We start from the raw sequence: 16907 nt of genomic DNA, 5'->3' as shown, positions 1-16907 counted from the left end.
GGCACACCACCGGCCCCCTGTACGCACTGCTACCGCCCCGGCACACCACCGGGCACCAGGCGTGCCCATACCACCCCGGCGCACACCCGGACCGCCACGCGACCCCGCACTCGGCGCACGCGCTACCTGATCGCCGTGATCTTCACCGTCCACGCCCCCGCAGCCGTCCGCCCCTCCACGTCCACCCGCACGCCCTCCTCCCGCACCGTGAAGCTCTCGCCGAGCCCCACCGGCGCGTCCGCGAGCGGCGGATACACGGACTCCTCCCAGCAGGCCTCACTGCGCGGATGGGCGTCGATCACCTCGACCGGCCCGCCCCCGGACTCGGTCTCGCTGCGCACCCGGTACACCAGCACCCCCTGCCGGCAGCCCTGCGCGTCATTGCCCACCGAGCCGCGCGCCTCGAAGGCGAGGGCGCTCTCCGGCCCGGTGGGGACGACGGCGAGCTTGATGCCGCGGCCCAGCCCGAAGCCCGGGACAGCGGCGCCGGACGAACCGTGGGAACTGCCGTACGCCCCTCCGTACGTCCCGTACGTCCCGTACGCACCGACCGCTCCGGACGGGCCGGACGCCCCGGCCGCCCCCGTCTGCGCCGGGACCCCCGGCCCCGCCGACAGCGGTTCCAGCGTCAGCCGGGTGGAGCCGGCGCCCTGCCCCTGCACGCACACCACCTGCCGCGGCTCCAGCCAGCCCAGCTTCCACTTGTGCCAGCCGAACAGATCCGGTGCCATGCCGAACTGGCTGCCCATCAGGTCCCAGTCGCCGACGTAGGTGTCCCAGTCGCCCTTGCCGTCCACCGGGCGGTGGTACAGGTCCGGCAGGTCGAAGACATGGCCGGTCTCGTGGGCGAGGACCAGCCGGTCCGGCGGATGGTTTTCGAACACCGTGACGACACGCCGGATGTCGGTGCCGTCGGCCCGCAGCGGGGTGTCCAGGTTGACGACTTTCGTGGCGTCGGAGTCGACGCCGGGCGCGTCCGGGTCGGCGACGAAGTACACGATGTCGTAGCGGGAGAAGTCCACCGCCCGGTCCGCCACGGCGAGCGCGTCGCGCAGATAGGCGGCCCGGTCGGTGACGCGCCAGTCACGCTGTATGGCGTACGCCGTCGACGGGCGCGGCATGCGGAGCCAGTGCCGGAGCGGATGCGGGCGCAGGGTGAATCTGCCGTAGGAGGCGCGTTCGAAGAAGCGGGTGGTGGCCGGGAAGTGGTCGGCCGTCAGTTCGGCGGGTGTCGTCAGGGGTGCCGAGTCCGGGAAGGACAGGAACACCATGACCGCGTCGAGTTCGCGGGTCGGGCGCGGATAGGCGGCGTTCCAGGTGTCCAGGCCCTCGGAGTGGTGGGCCGCGGTGCGTTTGAGGGCGCACGGCGCGGGGTCGAACGGTTCGGCGACCGAGGGGCCGGCCACCAGGGAGATCGCGGCCAGCGCCGACATCGTGGTGAACACGGCGGCGGTGCTGCGCAGTCGGGGCCGGTCCCGCAACAGGCCCGTCCCACGGAGCAGGGGGAACTGACGCGGCACGTGGACCTCCGGGAGCGGTTCGCGGGACACCGCACCCAGCCTGTGTCGGATTGTCGTACTACGTCCTGTTCAGCTGCACCAGACGGGTGAGAGGGCCGAGGGGTCGTCAGAACCGACACCCCCGAATCGCTCACGGAACGTCACAACTGGTCGGGGGCCCTAAGAAGCCGTCCACGTGCGGGCAGAAACGATCTGTCAGAAGCGCGCGTCACGCGGGAACACTGAACAGTAGGTGGAAGGCCCTCGGGCCAGCCTCTATGATCGGCACACTTTCCTGACACTTTCCTGCACGGACACGGCCCGGTGGCCGCCCCCAGGGCTCGGCTTCGCTCGAGCAGGGGGGCACCCCCCTTCACCCGGCCGGCCATTCCGATGAGACCCATCCGAAGAACGAGTGCACTGCGGGAGCGAGCGGTGAGCGGAACGTCCGAAGGGCCGACGCCCGCGGCAGACCTCATCGGGGCAGCCGTGACAGAGAGTAACCACCTACGATCCCCCGGTACGGCGGCGCCGCCCCACCCCGCCGCCTCCGCCGCCTTCAGCGCCGCCCCCCTGGCGATGGCCGTGGTCGACCGCGAGGGCCTGGTGACCGGCGCCAACCCGTCCTTCGCCGACCTGCTCGGCACGACCCCCGAGGACCTGCCCGGGGCGGTCGCCGCCGATCTGGTGGACCTCGCCTCCGACGCCCGCACCTGGCACACCTACCGCGAGGTGCTGCGCGGCCGGCAGGCCGAACTGAGCTGCACACGCCGCATCAAGCACCCGGACGGAAGCTCCCTGTGGGCGCAGGTCACGGTCGCGCCCCTGCCCGGTGCGGAGCCCGGCGGCGTCCTTTTGTCCGTCACCGACATCAGCTCCCAGCGCGAACTCCAGGCGCGGCTATGGCACTTGCAGATGCACGACCTCGTGACCCGGCTGCCCAATCGCACCCTGTTCTTCGAGCGGTTGACGGCAGCGCTGGAGGTGGAGTCGTACGACGAGAGCGGCACCACCGGCCGAATCGGCCTGTGCTACCTGGACCTTGACGGTTTCAAGGCGATCAACGACACCCTCGGCCACCGGGTCGGCGACAAGCTGCTGGCCGCCGTCGCCGAGCGGCTCACGCACTGCGCCGAGGAAGCGGGACACACCAGGTCGATCCCACCCCTGGTGGCCCGGCTCGGCGGTGACGAATTCGCCCTGCTCGTCGAGGACTCGACGGGCACCGAGCAACTGGCCGACCTCGCCGAGTCGGTGCTCGAATCCCTGCGGGCCCCCTTCGACATCTCCGGCCGGCGCCTGTCGGTGTCCGCCTCTATCGGCGTCGTGGAACGCCACGCGGCCGGCACCACCCCCACCGCCCTGATGACCGCCGCCGACACGACGCTGTACTGGGCGAAGGCGGACGGCAAGGACCGCTGGACGCTCTTCGACCCCGAACGCAACGCCCACCTCATGACCCGCCAGGCCCTCGCCTCCACACTCCGGCCCGCCATCGAGCGCGGTGAGTTCGCCCTGGAGTACCAGCCACTGGTGAGCATGGACGACGGCCGGCTGCGCGGTGTCGAGGCGCTTGTCCGCTGGAATCATCCTCAGTTCGGCGTACTGGCGCCGAATCGGTTCATCGGACTGGCCGAGGAGGACGGCTCGATCGTGCCGCTCGGCCGCTGGATCCTGGAGACCGCCTGCCGCCAGGCGCAGTCCTGGCAGGAGGCCCACCCCGACGAGCCGCCGATCTTCGTGAGCGTGAACGTGGCCGTCCGCCAGGTCTGGGACTCCGACCTGGTGGCGGACGTGGCCCGGATCCTCGGCGAGACCGGACTCGCCCCGCATCTGCTCCAGTTGGAGCTGACCGAGTCCGCGGTGATGGGCTCGGCGGGACGCCCGATCCAGGACCTCCAGGCGCTCAGCGACATGGGCGTACGTATCGCGATCGACGACTTCGGCACGGGCTACTCGAACCTCGCGTACCTCAGCCGGCTGCCGGTCTCGGTCCTGAAGCTGGACGGCTCCTTCGTGCGGGGCTTCCAGTACGAGAGCGACAACAACGCGGCCGTCCCACCGAACCCGGCGGACGAGGTCGTGGTCGAGGCGATGATCGATCTGGCCCATCGGCTGGGGCTGACGGTCACCGCGGAGTGCGTGGAGACGCTGGCGCAGGCCTCACGACTGCGGCGGATCGGCTGCGACACCGGCCAGGGGTGGCTGTACTCGCGGCCGGTGTCGCCGGATCGTATCTCCGAGTTGCTGGGCGTGCGCGTGTAGCGGAACGGGTCAGGCGGCCGGCAACCCGTAGGCATCCGCGATGAGTTCGTACGAACGCAGGCGTACGTCCATGCCGGGCGCGTTGCTCGTGATCATCAACTCGTCGGCGCCGGTGCGCTTGTGGAGGTCGTCGAGGCCGGAGCGGACCTCGTCGGCGGTGCCGTGGATGACGTTGGCGTTCCAGGAGTCGGCGAACTCGCGTTCCATCGGGGTGAATTCGTAGGCCTCGGCCTCCTCGGGCGCCGGGATGAGGCCGGGGCGGCCGGTGCGCAGGCGGACCATGCCGAGGGCGGCGGCCTCGACCTGGCGGCGGGCCTCCTTCTCCTCGTCGGTGGCGAGCGCGGAGACGCCGATGAGGGCGTACGGGCGGTCGAGTACGGCGGAAGGCTGGAAGGACTCGCGGTACAGGTCCAGGGCCGGGATGGTGTTCCGGGCCGAGAAGTGGTGCGCGAAGGCGAAGGGCAGGCCGAGGACGGCGGCGAGGCGGGCGCTGAAGCCGGAGGAGCCGAGCAGCCAGATCGGGGGGCGGTGCGGGGACTGGACGCCGCCGGGTGACGTCGCCTGGACCGGGCCGGGGACGGCGTGGATACGGCGGTAGGGGTGGCGGTCCGGGAAGTCGTCGTCGAGGAAGCGGGTGAGCTCCGCGAGCTGCTCGGGGAAGTCGTCGGCGCCCTCGTTCAGGGTGTCCGTGCGGCGGAGGGCGGCTGCGGTGGCACCGTCCGTGCCGGGGCCCGGCCGAGGCCGAGGTCGATGCGGCCGGGGGCCATGGCCTCCAGGGTGCCGAACTGCTCCGCGATGATCAGCGGGGCGTGGTTCGGCAGCATCACGCCGCCTGAGCCGAGGCGGATGCGGGTCGTGTGGGCCGCCAGGTGGGCGAGGATCACCGCGGGGGAGGACGAGGCCACGCCCGGCATGGAGTGGTGTTCGGCGACCCAGTAGCGGTGGAAGCCCCGGGCCTCCGCGAGGCGGGACAGCTCGACGCTGGTGCGGAGGGCTTCGGTGGCCGTGTGGCCGGAGCTGACCGTGACCAGGTCCAGTACGGAGAGGGGGACGGGGGCGGTGCCCTGTACTGTGCCCCGGATCTCGTCTGCCGGGCCCCGGTTCTCGTCTGCCGCCACGTGTGCCTCCTGCGGTTGTGCCGTGCGGTGTCCGTCCGGCATTAACAGGAGGGTGGCTCCGGTTTATTCCCCGCCCCCGCAACTGTCACTGTCACTGTCCCAGTCCCTGAGGCGGGCACCCCAGGGACTGGGACAGGAGGGGCTACGCCTGGACGATCGGCTCCCTGGTGAACAGCGCCCCCAGTTCCGGCGCGTTCACCCGGCGGCCCGCCAGCCTCAGGGCCTCCCAGACCGTGACCTGGTTGGCGGTGAGGACCGGCTTGGAGAGGTGCTGCTCCAGGGCCGGGATGTGGGACGCGGTGTGGAGGGCCGTGTCAGGGAGGAGGACCGCCTCGGCGTCGGGGTGGTCGGCCTCCTTCGCCAGGGCGAACACTTCCTTCTCGCCCCAGGTTCCGACCTCCGCCGCCGTGATGATGCCGGACCCTCGGACCGACACCACCTCCACGTCCGCGGCACGCAGGAAGTCCGAGAACAGACCCGCCACGTCGTCGGGGTACGTCGCGCCGATCGCCACCCGCCGCACCCCGAGCTCGCGTACCGCGTGCGCGAAGGCGAAGGACGTCGACGACGCCGGCATGCCCGCCGCGACGGCCAGGGTGCGCACCTGCTCGTGGGCGCCCTCCCAGCCGTAGACGAAGCTGCCGCTCGTGCACGCCCACACGACCGCCTCGGCGCCCGTCAGCCGCAGCGCCTCCACGCCCGCCGTGAGCCGCTCGGCCGAGCCCATCCGCAGCAGCGCGTCCACCCGGTGCGCGTCCTCGCCGATGTCGGTGTGCACCAGGTCGAGCCGGATGTCGCTGGCGAGCAACTGCTCGATGCGTGGGTAGTCGTCCTCGGCGGAATGGCCCGGGTAGAGGAATCCGAGTGCCGTCATGTCAGCCTTCCTGCTGCTTGCTGCTCCTATTGCTGTTCCTGCTCTGGTACATCCGGTACCTCCGGAAGTACCGCACCGCCACGCGCCGCCGGATCGATCAGCGCCTGATACGGCCCCACCGCTCGGGTACCCAGTCGGCGCAGTGCAGCCCACATGGTCACCTGGTTGGCCGAGAGCACCGGGATGCGCAGCTCCGCCTCCAGCTGGGGGATCACGTCGTAGGTGGGGAGGTTGGTGCAGCTGATGAAGAGGGCGTCGGCGGCGCGGCGTACGGCCTGGCGGGCCATGTCGGCCACATCGCGGTACGGCACCTTCCAGATGTGCCGGGTCAGTCCCATGAACGCGCACCCCGTGACCACGGTCCCGGCCTCCGCGACGTACTCCTCCAGCGCCCGCGTCACCGACACGGTGTACGGCGTCACGAGCGCCACCCGCCGTACGCGGAGCTCGGCGAGCGCCTCCAGGAGCGCGCCGGACGTGGTGATGGACGGCACCGCGCCCGCCCGGGTCATCGCCTCGCACATCGCCCGCTCGCCCGCGATGCCGCCGACGAAACTGCCGGAGGTGCAGGCGTAGGCGATGACCTCGGGGGCAATCGCGTTCAGGGTGCGCACGCCCTCGCTCAGCGTCTCGTGCTCGCTGACCAGACGGGCCAGGTCGAGGCTGACCTCGACCGGGACGAACGGTGTTCGGGTCAGGTGCAGCGAGACCTCGTCCGGCACCCAACGCCAGAGTTCGCGGTCCAGCGCGAAGTCGAAGGGGGCGACGACGCCGACCCCGCGCTGGGGTCGAGGTCCGCCGAGGAAGGAGATGTCCAGGGAGCTCATTGCAGGCACCGCCCTCACTACGAGAAACAGGTGAGCAACGGACCGTACGCACGCCCGTGTTGACGAAGGTAGGTTCGGGTGCGAGCGTGGTCAAACCTCGCATGTCAGACGGCCATCCGATCCAGCAGAACTCCGAGAACCGCCCCCGCAGACCCCGGAGAGACGACCCCGTATGACCGCACCCACCCCCGGTCCGACACCCGCCTCCGACCCCCGGTCCGGCACCCCGCCGACACTCCTCGTCCTCGACGCCGAGCCCCTCCCCCGCCTCGGCCGCCTCACCGGCCGCGCCCGCGTCGAGCACGCGGACGAGTCGACCCTCGCCGAGCGGCTGCCGCACGCCGATGTGCTGCTGGTCTGGGACTTCAGCTCCCACGCCGTACGGCACGCCTGGCCCGGCGAGGGACCCCGGCCACGCTGGGTGCACACGGCCAGCGCGGGCGTGGACCATCTGATGTGCCCGGAGCTCACCGAGTCCGACACCCTGGTCACCAACGCGCGCGGAATCTTCGACCAGCCGATCGCAGAGTACGTCGCCGCGCTGGTGCTGGCGATGGCGAAGGACCTGCCGAGAACCCTGGAGCTGCAGGGCGCCCGGGAGTGGCGGCACCGGGAGGGGCAGCGGGTCGCCGGCACTCGCGCCTGCGTGGTCGGATCCGGCCCCATCGGCCGTGCGATCGCCCGCACGCTCAAGGCCCTGGACATCACCACCGCGCTGGTCGGCCGGACCCCGCGCACCGGCATCCACGGCCCGGACGACCTCGACCGGCTGATCGCCCGCGCCGACTGGGTGATCGCCGCCGCGCCGCTCACCGACCGGACGCACGGCATGTTCGACTCCCGCCGCTTCGGCGTCATGCAGCCCTCCGCCCGGTTCATCAACGTCGGGCGCGGGCAGCTGGTGGCGGAGGACGCGCTGGCCGACGCCCTCGCCAAGCGCTGGATCGCGGGGGCCGCGCTCGACGTCTTCGAGCATGAACCCCTCACCCCCGAGAGCCCGTTGTGGCAGGTCCCGAACCTGATCGTCTCGCCGCACATGAGCGGGGACACGATCGGCTGGCGGGATGAACTCGCAGTTCAGTTCGTGGAGTTGTACGAGCGGTGGGAGGCGGGCAGACCGCTGCTGAACGTGGTCGACAAGCAACGTGGGTACGTACCCGGACGCTGATGTCTACGGCTGGAGGGCGACGCATGACGGAACTCACCGAACTGACCGCCGTACAACTCCTCGACGGCTACCGCAAAGGAGAGTTCAGCCCCGTCGACGCCACCCGCGCGGCCCTGGAGCGGGCCGAACGGATCCAGCCGGAGGTCAACGCCTTTGTGCGCCTGACCGCCGAGGAGGCGCTCGCGCAGGCCGCCGCGTCGGCGGACCGTTGGCGGCGCGGCGAACCGGCCGGGCTGCTCGACGGGGTTCCGGTCACCGTGAAGGACATCCTGCTGATGCGCGGCGGACCGACGCTGAAGGGCTCGAAAACCATCTCCGAGACGGGGACCTGGGACGAGGACGCCCCGTCCGTGGCCCGGCTGCGCGCGCACGGCGCCGTCTTCCTCGGCAAGACGACGACCCCCGAGTTCGGCTGGAAGGGCGTCACCGACTCGCCCCGGTCCGGTGTCACCCGCAACCCGTACGACCCGACCCGTACCGCGGGCGGGTCCAGCGGCGGCGCGGCGGCGGCCGTGGCGCTCGGCGCGGGGCCGCTCGCGCTGGGCACGGACGGGGCGGCAGTGTCCGCATCCCGGCGGCGTTCTGCGGCATCTTCGGCCTGAAACCGACGTACGGCCGTGTCCCGCTGTACCCCGCGAGCGCCTTCGGCACCCTGGCGCACGTCGGCCCGATGACCCGCGACGCGGCCGACGCGGCTCTGCTCCTGGACGTCATCGGCACGCCCGACTCCCGCGACTGGTCGGCCCTTCCGTCGGCGCCGGGTTCCTTCGTATCGGGCCTGGCCGGCGGGGTGCACGGGCTGCGCGTCGCCTATTCGCCCTCCCTCGGCGGCCAGGTGGCGGTGCGCCCTGCCGTCGCGGCGGCGGTACGGCAGGCGGTGCAGCGGCTGGCGGGGCTGGGGGCGTACGTCGAGGAGACCGACCCCGACTTCACCGACCCGGTGGACGCCTTCCACACCCTGTGGTTCACCGGGGCCGCCCGGGTGACCCAGCATCTGGGGCCACATCAGCGCGAGTTGCTCGACCCGGGCCTCAGGGAGATCTGCGACGCGGGCGCGCGCCTCTCCGCGCTCGACTATCTGGCCGCGGTGGACGTCCGCATGGAACTGGGCCGCCGTATGGGCCACTTCCACGACACCTACGACCTCCTCGTCACCCCGACCCTCCCGCTCACGGCCTTCGAGGCGGGCGCCGAGGTCCCGAAGGGCTCGGGGCATCGCAGGTGGACGGGCTGGACGCCGTTCACGTACCCCTTCAACCTGACCCAGCAGCCGGCGGCCACCGTCCCTGTCGGCACCGACGGGGACGGCCTGCCGATCGGCCTGCAACTCGTGGCCGCCCGGCACCGGGACGATCTGGTGCTACGGGCGGCCCACGCGCTGTACGAGACCGGTTGGGCCGGGCTCACGACCGCCGGGACCTGACCGTCGTACCGGTGTCGATCACTTCGACGGACGTGCCCGGGCGACGCGTCACTCGAGCCGCCGGAACCTCAGCGACTCTCCCAGCGCTCCCGCCCGCCACAGGTCGTTGCAGCCCTGCGCCAGCTCGTCCAGGCCCTCCACGATCTGGCCCCAGACGATGCCGGGCACCCAGCCCACGTCGCCGTTCAGGAGCAGGTTGTTGCGCTCGTAGAACAGGGCCAGATCGACCACCGTCGTGCCGGGGCGGACCTCGCGGTCGTAGCCGTAGGACTTGGTGCCCAGTTCCGTTCCGGCGAAGGCGAAATAGCACAGATCGCCCGGAATCGGGGTGACTGTCGGGTTTTCCAGCGGCGGCTCCGTTTCCGCGAAGGGCGGGAAGAGGGCGTAGATCTCGTTGCGGGCGTATTTGGCGTGATAGACGTCGCCGGTCAGGGGCAGGGCGTCCCAGACGGCCGCGCAGGTGAGCGGGGCTCGGTCGTCCAGGAGTTTTGCGGTGCAGTGGATGCCCCGCTTGACCAGCGACACCTCGATGAACCGTTCAGTCATGCATTCAAGGGTGCATACATCGCATGGTCTCGGGTAGCCGCGCCGCCATGGCTCCACCTATGGAACATGTCCGAACACAAGTCGAACACAGATCCGGGACCACACGCCGGTCGCTGCTCGCGGGGGTGGCGGCGCTCGGCGCGCTGGGCGCGGCGGGCTGCTCGCGTGTGGCAACCGCCTCCACCAAGGAAGGCGGCGAACTGCTCGACCGGCTGCGCGCCGCCGGCGTCGTACGGCTCGGCATCGCGGGTGAGATTCCCTTCGGGTACATCGACAAGAACGGTGAACTCACCGGTGAGGCCCCCGAGCTGGCGAGGGTCATATTCAAGCGGCTCGGCGTGGACCGGGTGCAGCCCGTGCCCACCGAGTTCGGGTCACTGATCCCCGGGCTGAACTCCCAGCAGTTCGACGCTGTCGCCGCCGGGATGTACGTCAATCCCGAACGCTGTGAACAGGTCATCTTCTCCGACCCCGACTATCAGATGCTCGACTCCTTCATCGTGCGCAAGGGCAACCCGAAGGGGCTGCACAACTACAAGGACGTCGTCGAGAAGAAGGCCAAGTTCGCCACCGGGACCGGCTATGCCGAGATCCAGTACGCCGTCGAGGCGGGGTACAAGGAGAGCGACATCCTCATCGTCCCGGACCAGGTCGCGGGGCTGAACGCGGTCGAGGCGGGACGCGTGGACGTCTTCGCCGGTACGGCGCTGACCACCCGTGAGGTCGTCAAGAAGTCGGCCAAGGCGGAGTCCACCAAGGCCTTCGCCCCCCTCGTCGGCGGCAAACCGCACGTCGACGGCGGCGCGTTCGCGTTCCGGCAGACCGAGACCGCGCTGCGGGATGCCTTCAACGCCGAGCTGCACAAGTTGAAGAAGAGCGGCGAACTGTTCCGCATTCTCAAGCCCTTCGGCTTCACCGAGGCCGAGATGACCGACCTCACCGCGAAGGAGCTGTGCGGCGGAGGGAAGAGCGGATGACCTCGGGACTCTGGGAACTCGTACTCCAAGGAATCTGGATCACCGTCCAGCTGCTGGTGCTGAGCACCCTGCTGGCAACGGCGGTCGCTTTCGGCGTCGGCATGGCCCGCACGCACCGGCTGTGGATAGTCCGCTTCCTCGCGGGCGTCTACACCGAGGTGTTCCGCGGGACGTCCGCCCTGATCATGATCTTCTGGGTGTTCTTCGTGCTGCCGGTCGCGTTCGGCTGGCAGTTGGTACCCCTGTGGGCGGGCACGCTGGCACTCGGGCTGACCTACGGGGCGTACGGCGCCGAGATCGTGCGCGGCGCCCTCAACTCCGTCGACCCGGCACAGCGTGAGGGCGGCATCGCGCTCAGCTTCACGCCGTGGCAGCGGATGCGGCTGGTCCTGCTGCCGCAGGCGATACCGGAGATGATCCCCTCCTTCAACAACCTGCTGGTGGAGCTGCTCAAGGGCACCGCGCTGGTGTCCGTCATGGGCATGGGCGACCTGGCCTTCAGCGCCAACCTGGTGCGCCTCGCGCTGCAGGAGAGCGCGGAGATCTACACGTATGTCCTGGTGATCTACTTCGTCATCGCCTTCCTGCTCACGCGGGGAATGCGCGGACTGGAACGCAAGCTCAAGGCCGGCGTCGGCAAGTCCGTCGGGCGCACGCCCGACCAGGAGCTGCACCGTCCTGAGACGACCGGCGTCGGCGCGGGAGGTGCCCTCTGATGACCTGGGACTGGGGCGCTGTCGCCGACTTCATGCCGCGTTTCTGGGACGGACTGCTGCTCACGCTGCAGATCCTGGTCCTCGGCTCGCTGATCTCGTTCGCGCTGGGCCTGGTGTGGGCGCTGCTGATGCGCGCACCGAGCCGCTTTGTGCGCTGGCCGGTCGGGGCGGTCACGGAGTTCATCCGCAACACCCCCCTGCTGGTGCAGCTGTTCTTCCTCTTCTACGTGCTGCCCGAGTGGGGCATCACCGCCTCGGCGCTGACCACCGGCGTCTTCGCGATCGGGCTGCACTACTCGACGTACACGATGCAGGTCTACCGGGCCGGCATCGAGGCGGTGCCCGTCGGCCAGTGGGAGGCCGCGACGGCACTGAACCTGCCGGTGACCAGGACGTGGCGGGTGGTGATCCTCCCGCAGGCGATCCGCCGGGTCGTGCCGGCACTCGGCAACTACGTCATCGCGATGCTCAAGGACACACCCATCCTGATGACGATCACGGTCATGGAGATGCTCGGTCAGGCGCGGCTGTTCGCGCAGGACACCTTCCAGTTCACCGAGCCCCTGACGGTCATCGGTGTGGCCTTCATCTTCATCGCCTACCCGGCCTCCCTTCTCGTACGAGCCCTGGAGCGACGCCTTGTCCGCTGACACCCCTCTCATGAAAGATCCCGACGCGAGCGCCAACCCGCCGGTGGACGGCAGCGAACTGATCCGCTTCGACCACGTCACCAAGCGCTTCGGGTCCAACACGGTCCTCGACGGTCTCGACTTCTCCGTCGAGTCCGGCAAGCACGTCACGCTGATCGGCCCGTCCGGCTCCGGCAAGACGACGATCCTGCGGCTGCTGATGACCCTGCTCAAGCCGGACGAGGGCAGCATCACGGTGGCCGGGGACAAGCTCTTCCCGGCACCGGAGAAGCAGGTCCGCGAGGTCCGCAAGAAGATCGGGATGGTGTTCCAGCAGTTCAACCTGTTCCCGAACATGTCGGTGCTGCGCAACATCACCGAGGCCCCGGTCACCGTCCTCGGCCTGCCCAAGGACGAGGCGGAGGCGCGCGCCCGCGAGCTGCTCGACCTGGTCGGTCTCGCGGACAAGTGCGACGCGCGCCCGACCCAGCTGTCCGGCGGTCAGCAGCAGCGGGTGGCGATCGCGCGGGCACTGGCGATGCGCCCGCAGATTCTGCTGCTCGACGAGGTGACCTCGGCGCTGGACCCGGAGCTGGTCGCGGGCGTGCTCGACGTGCTGCGGGACATCGCCCGCACCACCGACATCACCATGCTCTGCGTGACCCACGAGATGAATTTCGCCCGTGACATCTCGGACCAGGTCCTGATGTTCGACTCCGGCCGGGTGATCGAGTCCGGCAGCCCGGAGAAGATCTTCAACGACCCGGAGAACGACCGCACGAGGGAGTTCCTCAGCGCTGTGCTGTGACTTCGGGACCGGCCAGTGACGTGGGCATATGCCAGAGTGCTGGTACCGCAGTTGAGGGCGTCGCAATCTCGTCAACAACCGCTAGCTACCAGCCTCTTGCCGGTTATCGTGAAGGAGATTGGCTGACACGAACCCGGCCCAATGAGAAGCGACGTGCGACCGCAGGGGGAACCGTGGCGCTGCAGCACGAGCCGACGACGCCGTACCACTCGGCCCAGGACGCCCTGCGCGTCCTGGAGACCGTGGCGCGGCACAGCACCGGAGTCACCGACACCGAGCTCGCGCGGCAGACGGGCATCGGCCCCGAGCGCCTGACGGGCCTCCTGCTGATGCTGCGCCGCGAGGGCTACGTCGAGCAGGTCGCCGACGGGGCGTACGTCACGGGCGAGGCCCTGGCCCGCCTCGGCTCCGCGCAGGGCCGCGAGCAGGCCCTGCGCGAGAACCTCCAGCGCACCCTCGACCGGCTGCGCGACTCGGTCGGCGCCGCCGTCTACATCAGCCGGTACGTCGACGGCGAGATCAAGATCGACCAGTACGCGGCGGGGCCGGCCACCCCCGTGGTCAACGAGTGGGTCGACTTCCGTTTCTCCGCCCACGCCACCGCGATCGGCAAGAGCCTGCTCGGCCAGCTCGACCACAACGGCCGGCGCGATCACCTCTCCCGCCACAAGATGGCCCGCCTCACCTCGCGCACGATCACCAGCGACCGGGTCCTGCTGTCCCGCCTGGAGTCCCAGCCGCCGACGGTTCCCCACCTCGACCTCCAGGAGTACGCGGTGGGCACGGTGTGCGCGGCGGTCCCGATCACGGCCGGGTCGTCGGTGGGCTGCCTGGCCCTGTCGCTCCCGCTCGAGCACGCCCACCGGCTGCGCCAGGCGGCGGACGCGCTGAACCGGAACGCGGCGCCGGTGCTGCTGTCGCTGGCGATCTAGGCCGCGCGGGCCCGGTGATCCGGGGCGGTCGGGGTGGTCAGAAGCACCCCTTCGGGCCAGGTATTATTTTCTCCGTCGCCAGCCGCGGGAGCACAGTGAACGCGGTGGGCGCGAGTCATGCGCCGCTAGCTCAGTTGGTTAGAGCAGCTGACTCTTAATCAGCGGGTCCGGGGTTCGAGTCCCTGGCGGCGCACCGGTGAAGGGCCTCTCGTGGGAGCGGGGGGTCCTTCGGCGTTCTCCAGTCTCCGATACGTCCGCTCTCCGGGCGGCCGCCACCACACCGGGTCGGCGCACCGCACGCCGTCCCCCCGCAGCCCCGCCCGGTGAATCTTGTTCGTGGCCGTGACCGGCATCCGCTCCACCACCCGCACGAACCGGGGCGCCATCTTGGTCCCGAGATCGGGCTGAGCGGCCAAGAAGTCCGCGAAGGCGACCGGGTCGAAGGTCCCGGCGATCGTCGCCATCACCTGGTCCCCGGTCACCGGATCGGGCACGGCGTACACCGCTACGGCCGACGCCCCCTCGTACCGCGCGAGGATGTTCTCGATCATCGCGGCGGCGAGGTTCTCGCTGTCGACGCGGATCCGGTCGTCCGTGCGGCCGGCGAAGTAGAGATAGCCGTCACCGTCCCGGTAGAACAGGTCGCCGGTCCAGTACCAGCCGTCCCGCCGCCGCTCGGCCTCCGCCTCCGGATTGCGCCAGTACCCCTCGAAGGGGTTCGGCGCCCGGTTCACCAGCTCCCCTATCGCCTCGTCCCCGTTCAGCAGCCGCCCGGCCGGATCGAGGACCGCGGACGGGCACTCCTCCCGCGTCTCCGCGTCCAGCACGACGAGCCCGGGCCCCGCCCGGCCCACCGCACCCCGGGGAGTCCCGGGCGCACGGGATCGCGGCCCCGCCCTCCGACGACCCGTACCCCTCCACCAGCCGCACCCCGAACCGCCGCTCGAAGGCCGCCGCGTCCTGCGTCCCCGCCTCCGTCCCGAAGCCGAGCCGCAGCGGATTGTCCCGGTCGTCGGGGTGCGGCTCGGTGGCGAGGAGGTACTGGACCGCCCGGCCGACGTAGGTGAAGTACGTGGCCCCGTACGCCCGTACGTCCGCCAGGAACCCGGACGCCGAGAACCGCCGCCGCAGCACCACGCCCGCGCCGGCCGCGAGGGCGGGCGCCCAGTCGGCGATCACGGCGTTGCCGTGGAACATCGGCATGCAGACGTAGTGCACGTCGTCGGGCCGCACCCGGAACTGGTCCGCCAGGGAGTACCCCGCCGCGGCCAGCCGCCCCTGGCTGCATATCGCGGCCTTGGGGGCGCCGGTCGAGCCGGAGGTGAAGTACAACAGGAGCCGGTCGTGCGGGGCGGCACGGGAGGGGTCGGGCCGGGCTTCGGCGTACGGGGCGAGCAGGGCGTCGTACTCGGGCGTCCCGGTCAGCAGCAGGCGTACGCCGGTCAGCTCGAGGCCCTCCAGCAGAGGCAGGTGGGCCCGCTCGGTGACCAGCACCCGGCACTCGGTGTGCAGGATGTCGCGGGCGAGCTCGGCGCCGCGGCGGGTGGGGTTGATCCCGGCGACAGCGGCCCCCGCGAGGGCGGCCGCGCTCAGCCACAGGGGGTACTCGGGGGTGTTGTCGAGCAACACCCCGATGTGCGGCTCGGCGCCGGGCGGCAGCAGGTCGGCCAGCAGTGCCGCACGGGCTGCGGCACCGGCGGCCACCTCGTGCTGCGTGAGCACCCCGCCCTCGAACCACAGCCCCGGCCGGTGGTCGTCCCACCGCGCCGCCACCAGCTCCGCGACCGTGCGTCCCGTAGTGGACTCCATGGCGGCGCACGGTAATTGATGGCCCGTCAGATGTGGAGGGTTATGTCACGGGGTCATCGTGACGCCGTCGATGACGACCGTGTCGCCCGTGTCGTCGGTGCCCTCGCCGAAGCCGAACTCGTTGGACATCTGGTGGTACGTGACCATGAATCCCACGCAGAACACCGCGGCCACACCGAGGAACACCAGGACGCCGCCGGTGGACGCCGCCAGCTTGGCGCGGCGCGGGGTTTTGGCCGTGGCGACCACGTCGCGTCCTTCGGCGTAGTGGACGGTGACGATGTCGCCCTCGAGGATGGTCGCCGGGCCGTCCTCCTCCTCGAAGCGGACCACGCGGCCGTCGCGCGCGGTGAACTCGTAGACGTGGTGCAGCGTGGTGCTCACGGACGTGTCGCCGCTGCCGCCGTGGGTCGTCGTGAACATGCGCAGACAGCGCGCCTGGGCCGTCAACCCGCTGTTCCAGGCACTACGGATCTGCAGCGAGCGGCGCACCACGCGGTACGCGCCGTAGAGGACGACGGCCAGGATGAGGCCGGGCACCAGATAGAAGAACAGGTCCATAGCGCTTCCCCCGAGGTCGGTGCGCCGACCCCGATGGGCCGGCGTGGGAGTGATCTACCCACGCCGGCCGGGGTTCTGACTCAAGAGAACCTCAGAACGTGACGTCCGAGCAGGCGTAGAACGCGTTGCTCGTGTCGGCGATCGTCCACACCGCGAGGATGACGTGGTGGCCGCTCAGTCCGGACGGCAGCCTTCCACTGTGCGAGAGCGTGGACGGCGGCCGCTGCCCGTTGTAGGGGACCGTGAAGAACGGCGTGAGGTTGAGGTCGGAGCGGGACAGGTTGTGGTTCTGGTTCCAGCCCGGCTTGGTGACGTAGTACCGGAAGTCGGTCGTGGCGTGCATGGCCGTGAACTGCCAGCGGAAGGTGTAGTTCTGACCGCCGGTCACCCTGGTGGTGGGCCAGGCGCCCCCGGACGGCGTCTTCGACGCGCTGAGCTGGCTGAACTGGCCCAGCCCGCCGTTGCATATCGACCCGTCGGCCGGGCCGGAGCCCGGGAAGCCCTTGGGGCCCTCGACGCTCTGCGGCTCCCACTGGATGGAGCCGCAGTTGGTCACGGTGCCGTTCTGACAGAGCTTCTGACGGCTGATGGGGAGGTCGGTGTAGCCGTGGCTGGACGCGCCTCCGGCGGAGAGCACGAGGGCTCCGGCCGTGGTGAGTCCGAGTGCGGCGGCGGACAGCTTGGTCTTTCTGCGCATGCTGCTGCTCCTGGGAACGTGGGGGAAGTTCGGCGAGCTTGCAGGTCTAGACCAAGTC

General features: G+C 70.6%; 13 protein-coding genes, 1 tRNA gene and 3 pseudogenes. 9 read left to right on the top strand and 8 right to left on the bottom strand.

What is annotated here, in order from left to right; translation table 11 throughout:
• Window positions 1–122 precede the first annotated feature (122 nt).
• Entirely contained in the window at window positions 123–1550 is a 1428-nt protein-coding gene (locus OHO27_RS26375) for a M6 family metalloprotease domain-containing protein (protein ID WP_328427451.1), read from the bottom strand.
• A 384-nt stretch (window positions 1551–1934) separates the two neighbouring features.
• On the opposite strand from OHO27_RS26375, the gene OHO27_RS26370 reads away from it, so the two are divergent.
• Window positions 1935–3764 carry a putative bifunctional diguanylate cyclase/phosphodiesterase gene (locus tag OHO27_RS26370; RefSeq protein WP_443059600.1) on the top strand — a complete coding sequence of 610 codons (1830 nt, stop codon included), beginning with the start codon at window positions 1935–1937 and terminating at the stop codon, window positions 3762–3764.
• A 9-nt stretch (window positions 3765–3773) separates the two neighbouring features.
• Here OHO27_RS26370 and OHO27_RS26365 read toward each other — a convergent pair.
• From OHO27_RS26365 to OHO27_RS26355, 3 genes and pseudogenes are all read right to left on the bottom strand, one after another.
• A pseudogene (locus tag OHO27_RS26365) lies at window positions 3774–4924 on the bottom strand (LLM class flavin-dependent oxidoreductase).
• A gap of 100 nt (window positions 4925–5024) precedes the next feature.
• Window positions 5025–5756, bottom strand: coding sequence for a maleate cis-trans isomerase family protein (locus tag OHO27_RS26360; protein WP_328427449.1), 732 nt, complete (start codon window positions 5754–5756; stop codon window positions 5025–5027).
• A 26-nt stretch (window positions 5757–5782) separates the two neighbouring features.
• Window positions 5783–6574: a maleate cis-trans isomerase family protein gene (locus OHO27_RS26355; protein ID WP_328430557.1), complete on the bottom strand. Its 792-nt coding sequence runs from the start codon at window positions 6572–6574 to the stop codon at window positions 5783–5785.
• Window positions 6575–6755: 181 nt separating this feature from the next.
• On the opposite strand from OHO27_RS26355, the gene OHO27_RS26350 reads away from it, so the two are divergent.
• Both OHO27_RS26350 and OHO27_RS26345 read left to right on the top strand, forming a co-directional pair.
• Complete coding sequence (locus OHO27_RS26350; protein WP_328427448.1) at window positions 6756–7751, top strand: D-2-hydroxyacid dehydrogenase; 996 nt, start codon at window positions 6756–6758, stop codon at window positions 7749–7751.
• 23 nt (window positions 7752–7774) lie between these two features.
• Window positions 7775–9174 (top strand): annotated as a pseudogene (locus OHO27_RS26345) (amidase).
• 48 nt (window positions 9175–9222) lie between these two features.
• Here the strand turns inward: OHO27_RS26345 and OHO27_RS26340 are convergent.
• Window positions 9223–9720 carry a DUF3830 family protein gene (locus tag OHO27_RS26340; protein ID WP_328427447.1) on the bottom strand — a complete coding sequence of 166 codons (498 nt, stop codon included), beginning with the start codon at window positions 9718–9720 and terminating at the stop codon, window positions 9223–9225.
• Between the two features lie 47 nt (window positions 9721–9767).
• On the opposite strand from OHO27_RS26340, the gene ehuB reads away from it, so the two are divergent.
• The 6 genes from ehuB (at window position 9768) to OHO27_RS26310 (ending at window position 13975) form a co-directional block, all read left to right on the top strand.
• Window positions 9768–10697: an ectoine/hydroxyectoine ABC transporter substrate-binding protein EhuB gene (gene ehuB / locus OHO27_RS26335; protein WP_328430556.1), complete on the top strand. Its 930-nt coding sequence runs from the start codon at window positions 9768–9770 to the stop codon at window positions 10695–10697.
• On the top strand, window positions 10694–11413 hold the full coding sequence (ehuC, locus tag OHO27_RS26330) for an ectoine/hydroxyectoine ABC transporter permease subunit EhuC (protein WP_328427446.1): 720 nt from the start codon (window positions 10694–10696) through the stop codon (window positions 11411–11413). The genes ehuB and ehuC overlap by 4 nt, the downstream gene beginning before the upstream one ends.
• Entirely contained in the window at window positions 11413–12063 is a 651-nt protein-coding gene (gene ehuD / locus OHO27_RS26325) for an ectoine/hydroxyectoine ABC transporter permease subunit EhuD (RefSeq protein ID WP_328427445.1), read from the top strand. Before ehuC ends, ehuD begins: the two co-directional genes overlap by 1 nt.
• 10 nt (window positions 12064–12073) lie before the next feature.
• Window positions 12074–12850: an ectoine/hydroxyectoine ABC transporter ATP-binding protein EhuA gene (gene ehuA, locus OHO27_RS26320; RefSeq protein ID WP_328427444.1), complete on the top strand. Its 777-nt coding sequence runs from the start codon at window positions 12074–12076 to the stop codon at window positions 12848–12850.
• Between the two features lie 173 nt (window positions 12851–13023).
• Window positions 13024–13782 carry an IclR family transcriptional regulator gene (locus OHO27_RS26315; RefSeq protein WP_328427443.1) on the top strand — a complete coding sequence of 253 codons (759 nt, stop codon included), beginning with the start codon at window positions 13024–13026 and terminating at the stop codon, window positions 13780–13782.
• 119 nt (window positions 13783–13901) lie between these two features.
• Window positions 13902–13975, top strand: a tRNA-Lys gene (locus OHO27_RS26310).
• Here the strand turns inward: OHO27_RS26310 and OHO27_RS26305 are convergent.
• From OHO27_RS26305 to OHO27_RS26295, 3 genes and pseudogenes are all read right to left on the bottom strand, one after another.
• A pseudogene (locus OHO27_RS26305) lies at window positions 13941–15591 on the bottom strand (long-chain-fatty-acid--CoA ligase). The gene OHO27_RS26310 and the pseudogene OHO27_RS26305 overlap by 35 nt on opposite strands.
• Before the next feature lie 45 nt (window positions 15592–15636).
• Complete coding sequence (locus OHO27_RS26300) at window positions 15637–16152, bottom strand: hypothetical protein (protein WP_328427442.1); 516 nt, start codon at window positions 16150–16152, stop codon at window positions 15637–15639.
• Window positions 16153–16243: 91 nt separating this feature from the next.
• Window positions 16244–16849 (bottom strand): lytic polysaccharide monooxygenase auxiliary activity family 9 protein, encoded by a 606-nt coding sequence (locus OHO27_RS26295; RefSeq protein ID WP_328427441.1) that lies wholly within the window; start codon window positions 16847–16849, stop codon window positions 16244–16246.
• Window positions 16850–16907 lie beyond the last annotated feature (58 nt).

The organism is Streptomyces sp. NBC_00443 (assembly GCF_036014175.1).
Classification (GTDB): Bacteria; Actinomycetota; Actinomycetes; order Streptomycetales; family Streptomycetaceae; genus Streptomyces.
The sequence above is the reverse complement of the archived record's forward strand: the minus strand, read 5'-3'. Positions and strand labels throughout refer to the sequence as shown.

Coding starts and splice junctions, on each gene's coding strand:
- ehuC (WP_328427446.1), top strand. CDS start 10,694: ATGACCTCGGGACTCTGGGAACTCGTACTCCAAGGAATCTGGATCACC.
- ehuA (WP_328427444.1), top strand. CDS start 12,074: ATGAAAGATCCCGACGCGAGCGCCAACCCGCCGGTGGACGGCAGCGAA.
- ehuD (WP_328427445.1), top strand. CDS start 11,413: ATGACCTGGGACTGGGGCGCTGTCGCCGACTTCATGCCGCGTTTCTGG.
- OHO27_RS26350 (WP_328427448.1), top strand. CDS start 6,756: ATGACCGCACCCACCCCCGGTCCGACACCCGCCTCCGACCCCCGGTCC.
- OHO27_RS26340 (WP_328427447.1), bottom strand. CDS start 9,720: ATGACTGAACGGTTCATCGAGGTGTCGCTGGTCAAGCGGGGCATCCAC.
- ehuB (WP_328430556.1), top strand. CDS start 9,768: ATGGCTCCACCTATGGAACATGTCCGAACACAAGTCGAACACAGATCC.
- OHO27_RS26360 (WP_328427449.1), bottom strand. CDS start 5,756: ATGACGGCACTCGGATTCCTCTACCCGGGCCATTCCGCCGAGGACGAC.
- OHO27_RS26295 (WP_328427441.1), bottom strand. CDS start 16,849: ATGCGCAGAAAGACCAAGCTGTCCGCCGCCGCACTCGGACTCACCACG.
- OHO27_RS26300 (WP_328427442.1), bottom strand. CDS start 16,152: ATGGACCTGTTCTTCTATCTGGTGCCCGGCCTCATCCTGGCCGTCGTC.